Raw genomic sequence first — 6260 nt, forward strand, 5'->3', positions numbered from 1 at the left:
TCTGGCAACCCACACTATTATCTCATAACGAATATATTTTGTCCAGTAGGGTTTTGCGAAAAAATATTCTCTTTAAAAGGATACAACGCTTTAATTTAACGGCTCTGAGAATTATGCGTCAGTACTGGCAACAAAGACTAATTGTCCAATTTTAGGGGGCCAAGCCGAGTCAATTGCCCCTCGAACACTGGCACAGCAGTTTGGCAGACCCGACTGTGGCCGATGCGATTTTGGACCGATTGATTCATAATGCTCATAAAATTGCGATGCGAGGTGATTCAATGCACAAAATTCTTTCCCATCAACCCAAGCCTGATGATCATTAATTAACCCATTTGTTTTAAATACGGCGGTGACCTTGACTGCTACCCCGCCAGTGGTTGTGTTTGCTTGCCGACGGGGTGGCTCCAGGGACATGGTTTCCTGACTACCCCCGTCGGAATTCTCAGTATACCACTGGCGGGACCCCGTCAGTCAAGGTTTCCCTGCGGCACCGCCGTAGAGATTACCTCGGGGGTTCACCTGGGACATGTTTTAATTCATCATCAAGCTGTCAACCTGGGCTTGAATGATGTCGACCAGTTTGGTATATCAGAAGTAGCAGCGTCACTCATTTCGATTCGTTGGTCGCCATCAATCGGAATGAGTGGTCGCCTTCGCTCGGAATCGATGGTCGATTTCGTCGTAATACGGATTTGACGATGCAACAGCAGTGCTGATGCTATCAGAGAAATACCATAAGCGTTTGCGTACAACCAACGGTCTGGAAAGACTGAACGAAGAAATTTGCCGCAGAGAACGGGTAATACGAATCTTCCCAAACCGTGAATCGGCTGTTAGGTTAATTGGAGCTTGGCTCCTTGAGATAGAAACAAATGGGCCGGTGGCAGAAGGTATCTTGATATGGCTGAATACCTTGGATACCGTTCTCTCCACCAGCACTTAATAGCCAGCGGGTACTTATTACCCATTTTTCTTAAAACAAGCCTATCCTGTACCCCAAAACTTTTTATGGTGCTTCCTTTCTAATTTTTACCACAGTAAATTCTTTTCCTTTCTACGATTATCTGGGCGATAATAAAGTAATAAAAGTAAGTTGTAAGGCATCAAATATAATTAATTACTGTAGGGTGGCATTGGCAAGATCAATTATATATCCAGCGCATGAAGGTTCTTTAACACGAATTGTTAGTTGATTGACCCCGGATACAGGAATTGAAATATATTGGGACATGCTTCCAGCTGTAAGATGAAATTGCTTAATAACATTGCCGTTACCTTCAAAAATCACGTTTACATCGGATGTATTATGGCTGTCATCAAATCCGAATACAGCAGATAATGTATTATATTCACTGTTTAGATTCCAGGAAAACGCGGTTTCAGAAGGTTGCGCCAAGCATGAAAGTTGCACGCCATTCTCATAATAATTTCCTGCCATTTTTATTATGGCACCTTTTCGGGTATTACTATAATTAACTCCATAATTAAATAAACTGCTTGACATATAATAAGGCTCTATAGTAGAAAAATCAGTTGTACTTTGATTAGTACTCGTATTATGTACTGACTCTGAGTTATTAGTTGTTATAATCACCGAATTCGTTTGAGCATCCCATTGAACATTAGCCCCTAATGCTTCAGCAACAAACCTTATGGGTACCATTGTCCTGCCGTTAATGATCTGAGGTGGAACATCAGGTTGGATTATATCCCCATTGACAATTATCTGGACAGGCCCCTGGGCTAATGCTGAGACTGCGCCAAAAGACAAGATACCAACAAGAATACCAAGTAATAAAAATAGCATATGCTTTTTCATCAATATTCCCTCCACAAATGTTTCATCTAAGATCGATATTCGCTTTGGTTCAATTACTTACACGTTTGAAATTATTGTCTACCATTTGAAGTCGCTATGATATCACCCCCTGCTTGACCCCTTAATTTTAAGTCTTAGTTCATAAGGTTTTCATAGAATTTTGATATTTTTATTCCGGAGCAGGGGCGGCGGCCTTGATGTCCATCCCGCTTACGGTCACCACTTATTGCCAACGGAGTAGTTCCGGAGAAATGACGCAAACTCCATTAAGCGCCCGCCGGGTTTTAAATTGTATCACACACGAGGAACCCCGGCCATCAAGGCTACCCTGCAGCGCCGCCTTGATTAAAAATTAACCTCTGGGGCTCACCAAGAACATTTTCATGATATAAGGGGAGCTGTTATTTACTGCCAAAGTGTCCCCTCCCCCTGACAACTTAATTTAACTTATGACTTTAACGTTTCCTTTCTTTAGCTACTAGTTTTACTCGTTAAATCAAATTGTTCTCCTTTTTTGTTTGTAAAATAGACTGTTAACTCATAATCTTTTCCATTAAAGTCCTTAAACACCCAATTAAATTCATGGTTTACGTACGGACTCACATATAAGTCGTAAGTATATTCTCCTGGCGGAAGAGGAGTTTCTTTGTCCCCATCAACGTGTTCTACAGGCGATCCATTTAGATAGAGTCCAGCTTTATAACATGTATAATAACTATTGCTACGTTTATGCCATGCCCATTTTGTCCTTTTCCCGAACTCATTATTTTCTAAATATACGCTATCCATAATAAGCGGCTCTTTTAATGAGATAGTAAAATTAAAATGACCATCAAGTTTACCATCAGGTTTTAAAACTCCCCCATATGTCTCGTTAACTTTATCTTGGTCACAGCCCACAAATTTGAAGTTACTTATCTGGTTGATTGCAATTTTTTCTGATTGGGGTTGTGTCGTATCGTGTTGAGAAACAATTTCCTTGCTAGAAGCTTGGTTTGAAACAGACGCAGAATTATTTGAAGATGACTGACTTGAAGGCTGTGACTGTGATTTACTTGAGCACCCACTTATAACAATACACACAAATAACAATAACAAAGCCAATATATTTTGCTTCAATTTCTTTGTATCCACGATAAATACCTCCACATTTGAAATAAATAATTAATTGTTATCAAATCAAATGGGCTAGAACATCGTCATAATTAAGAGAATCGGCTCCTTGAATATAAAAGTCGAGCTATTATCTCATTAACATTTAAATTAAAATCTTGACATAAACCACCTTCCTTTAATATACAGTGCAACCTGCAAAATTTCTAGCCCTTGAAAAATAAGGCCCCAAACAAGAAGCAAATTAGCTTTACCCAAAGCCTGACATTAACTTAGATTACATTATTTACAATAAAAAGAAGTGATTTCCTCGTCTCGTGTCGAATTTACTCAAAAACACCCAAAACATACACACGAGGAGGAAACCCCGCTATGTATGTTCTACAAGAAGTGCTTTTTCCCTTTGAGGTTTTTGTAAAAAAGTGCGACCAGGAAGACCAGATTTTTCAGCCCTTGAATCGATAGACGTGGAGCCCATTAACAAAATGTTCCCCGGCTATAAAGGAATAGGCCGGCACGGTTACAGCCGCGCAGCGTTGTTCAAAGCCCTTGTGCTGCAAAAGCTCATGCAGTTGCCGACTATCGAGGCCCTGGTCAGGTGCCTTAAATATTCCCCTCAGCTTACGTGCTGGTGCGGTTTTGACATCCGGAAACCCTTGCCTTCGACCACTGTTTTTTATCGCTTTCTCGGTGACTTGAAGGAGAAGAACGGGCAGGAACTTCTTAACCAGGTTACCGAAAAAATGGTTGTTCAAGTAGCGAAACACACCTCTTCCGAAGGCATGGTCGTCATTGACAGCACGGACATCCCGGCCCGGGAAAGGCCGGAAAATGAACAACTTGGTTCGGCCTGGGGCCACCGGACGGCATCGGAGGAGGAGACCGAACTGTTTTACTGCTACAAGTTCCACGCCGCAGTGCTGCTCACGGACATTGGCCCGTTGCCTTTAGCGGGCCGGCTCGCCCCGGCCAATGTGGCGGATGTGGAACTGGCGCCGAAACTGATGAGCAAAGCCTGCCAGCAGTACCAGATGATTTACGGTTTTCGTCCGGAATATTACCTGATGGATGCCGGCTACGACTCCAACGATATTTACAAGAACACCATCGGTCTGCAAGGGCAGGCCATTATCAAGCTGAACAGACGAAACCAGAAGAAACCGCCGCAGGGCTTTGACGAAAACTACACTCCCCTTTGTCCCGCCGGACAAGCGATGGTTTTTTGGGGGTCAGACAAAAAGCACCTGACAATTAAATTCCGGTGTCCCAAGGCCGCCGGCCGGCAGGTAGAGTGTCAAAAAGAATGCAATTGCGACAACTCCTACGGGCCGGTGGTTAGGTTAAAGGTAACCGAAAACCCCCGTTTGTTCTGTTGTCCCCACCGGGGTAGCGAAAAATGGCAGAAACTGTACAGCAAGAGAAGCTCCATAGAAAGTTGGTTCAGCCTTTTAAAAGAGCATCTCTCCCTGGATAAAATGAACCGGCGCGGGATTGACAAGGCTTTTGTTGATGTGACCATCAGCATGATTACGTTCCTTGCCGGTACCCTGGCTCAAATGAAACAAGAGCAAGAAAGTCTGAAGGCCGCCTAAATTAGAGGCTGGTAATTTTTCAAAATGCGGTCTTCTACCAGGGGGGTGATCTGTCCCTTTTTGCCTGGTTTTCTCTGAGATTTTAAATTTCTACAATATTTTACGAAGAAAATGCATGATCAATGTCAGCTACGGCCTGATTAACTATTTTTTGCCATTAGAAAAGTGTTATTTTGCAGGTTGTACCATATTTATTACAATTATCAACTAAGCTTTAGATCTCCAATTCTATTATACATAGAACTTAGACGGTGTCAACTTATTGTAGGATTTGGCCTGGTAGGCGTATTTTTTGAGCGTTTTCTGAACCGCCCGGGGCGTAAGCCTGATGGATAAGAATTTGCTTTTTGTCGGAATGAGCATAACAAGAGCCACAAGGCATGTCAAACACACAAAATATTTCTTCCCAATACATGATTTTACATGGGGTATGCGCAAAACAGCACAGAATTGCAGTGTTTAGAGAGAGAATCGGCGCGGATTCCAGAAACATCCAAATAAAAACTACAATTCACACCTGCGTGGATCGAAACGATACTTCGGCTTGACAACCTTTGCACGCTTCTCGTACTTGCATACCCAGCAGCTGCAGGACAGGTTGTATTTTGCCAGCCGACCAGGCTGTTTTTTGAAAATCAACTGGTCCCAATAGCTGTCGTACCCGACAACATCAAAGAACCGCGGGCTGCCGAAACACCCGTCTCTGGTCAAAAAATAATATCTGCTGGCTTCTCCCCAAATGTGCTTAATAATGTTTTGCCTTTTTGTTATTATTCTCTGCCGCTGGTAGCGCAGGTAGGCACGGCTGCGAAGATTGTCCCTGCGTTCCCTGGCGGAATAAGACACGCAAATTAAGCACGATCCGTAGCCGCAGATCGGGCAGATACTAAAAAAATCTAGGTAAGCAAAACAGTTCGGACATTGTTCCTCTTTGTACATTTTTCCTTTTCTTCCCTATCTCCTAAGCCGGAACGCTATCCATATGCAACAACATATCCTTAAGATTATCCAGCGATTTTTTGTGAAGCTGGCATACCCGCGAACTCGACAAATGAAGCTTTTCTCCGATTTTTTTCATGCCCATCTGCTTAAAATAATACGATATTATTACTGTTTTTTCTCTTTCCGGCAATTTGTCAATTGCGTTGTACAAGATCTTTTTTTCATCTTCCGTTATCATGCAGTCCAATGGATCAATGCAGGTTTCGTCCTCTAACGCGTACTTGAGCAGCATATTACTGCCGCCACAACTATAATTTACTGTTTTTTCTAGGGGAACATGGTAACGGTTATATGCATAATGATTTAACATACTTGCTTCTTTTTCGTTTGTCTCTGTAATATCCCTTAATTCTTGACTGGCAATGACGTTCTTAATCTTTTTCCATACCCTTTTTGGGTACCACCCCTGTCTTCTCATCTCATCCATCATTGCTCCATATATGTGTTTGTACGCAAATTTGCCGAAGCTTGTGCCTGATTCCGGTTTGTACCTCTCCACGGCTTTTATCAGACCGATGACTCCGCTGTTTTCAATGTCGTCCCTGCTTACAGTATTGAAATAAGGACATTTGTCCTCCCAAAACGAGATTAGACAATCCCGGAAAACTCCTGTAAGCTATAAATAGCAAACGGGAGGAAACCAAAGCAGAGGAGGACAAACCCATGGAAAAAGCAATACAAGAACGTATTCAGGCGAAGACAAGAGACAGCCAGCTATTTGAAATATTTGT

7 protein-coding genes and 1 pseudogene are annotated in these 6260 nt (G+C 42.6%); 4 read left to right on the forward strand and 4 right to left on the reverse strand.

Going from position 1 to position 6260, the window contains the following annotated elements; all coding sequences use genetic code 11:
* Positions 1 to 173: 173 nt before the first annotated feature.
* The 3 genes and pseudogenes from L7E55_RS17185 to L7E55_RS17195 form a co-directional block, all read left to right on the forward strand.
* The gene (locus L7E55_RS17185; RefSeq protein WP_277445588.1) at positions 174 to 326 is read left to right on the forward strand and encodes an ATP-binding protein; all 153 of its coding nucleotides are present in this window, start codon (positions 174 to 176) and stop codon (positions 324 to 326) included.
* Positions 327 to 390: 64 nt separating this feature from the next.
* Positions 391 to 699: a hypothetical protein gene (locus L7E55_RS17190; RefSeq protein ID WP_277445589.1), complete on the forward strand. Its 309-nt coding sequence runs from the start codon at positions 391 to 393 to the stop codon at positions 697 to 699.
* Positions 692 to 1029 (forward strand): annotated as a pseudogene (locus tag L7E55_RS17195) (transposase); the annotation flags it as partial. The gene L7E55_RS17190 and the pseudogene L7E55_RS17195, both read left to right, overlap by 8 nt.
* 91 nt (positions 1030 to 1120) lie before the next feature.
* Here the strand turns inward: L7E55_RS17195 and L7E55_RS17200 are convergent.
* Entirely contained in the window at positions 1121 to 1822 is a 702-nt protein-coding gene (locus L7E55_RS17200) for a copper amine oxidase N-terminal domain-containing protein (RefSeq protein WP_277445591.1), read from the reverse strand.
* Positions 1823 to 2293: 471 nt separating this feature from the next.
* A complete protein-coding gene (locus L7E55_RS17205) occupies positions 2294 to 2956 on the reverse strand; it encodes a hypothetical protein (RefSeq protein WP_277445593.1) in 663 nt (220 codons plus the stop codon).
* A 401-nt stretch (positions 2957 to 3357) separates the two neighbouring features.
* Here L7E55_RS17205 and L7E55_RS17210 point away from each other — a divergent pair, with 401 nt between their 5' ends.
* A complete protein-coding gene (locus L7E55_RS17210) occupies positions 3358 to 4527 on the forward strand; it encodes a transposase (protein ID WP_277445594.1) in 1170 nt (389 codons plus the stop codon).
* A gap of 504 nt (positions 4528 to 5031) precedes the next feature.
* Here L7E55_RS17210 and L7E55_RS17215 read toward each other — a convergent pair.
* The gene (locus L7E55_RS17215) at positions 5032 to 5466 is read right to left on the reverse strand and encodes a hypothetical protein (RefSeq protein ID WP_277445595.1); all 435 of its coding nucleotides are present in this window, start codon (positions 5464 to 5466) and stop codon (positions 5032 to 5034) included.
* Between the two features lie 22 nt (positions 5467 to 5488).
* Positions 5489 to 6118, reverse strand: a complete 630-nt coding sequence (locus tag L7E55_RS17220) for a sigma-70 family RNA polymerase sigma factor (RefSeq protein WP_338091251.1) — start codon at positions 6116 to 6118, stop codon at positions 5489 to 5491.
* Positions 6119 to 6260: the final 142 nt, after the last annotated feature.

The organism is Pelotomaculum isophthalicicum JI, from assembly GCF_029478095.1.
In the GTDB taxonomy this organism is placed as follows: Bacteria; Bacillota; Desulfotomaculia; order Desulfotomaculales; family Pelotomaculaceae; genus Pelotomaculum_D; species Pelotomaculum_D isophthalicicum.

Excerpts from the sequence above, each read along its gene's own strand:
- L7E55_RS17215 (WP_277445595.1), bottom strand. The coding sequence starts at position 5,466 with ATGTACAAAGAGGAACAATGTCCGAACTGTTTTGCTTACCTAGATTTT.
- L7E55_RS17200 (WP_277445591.1), bottom strand. The coding sequence starts at position 1,822 with ATGAAAAAGCATATGCTATTTTTATTACTTGGTATTCTTGTTGGTATC.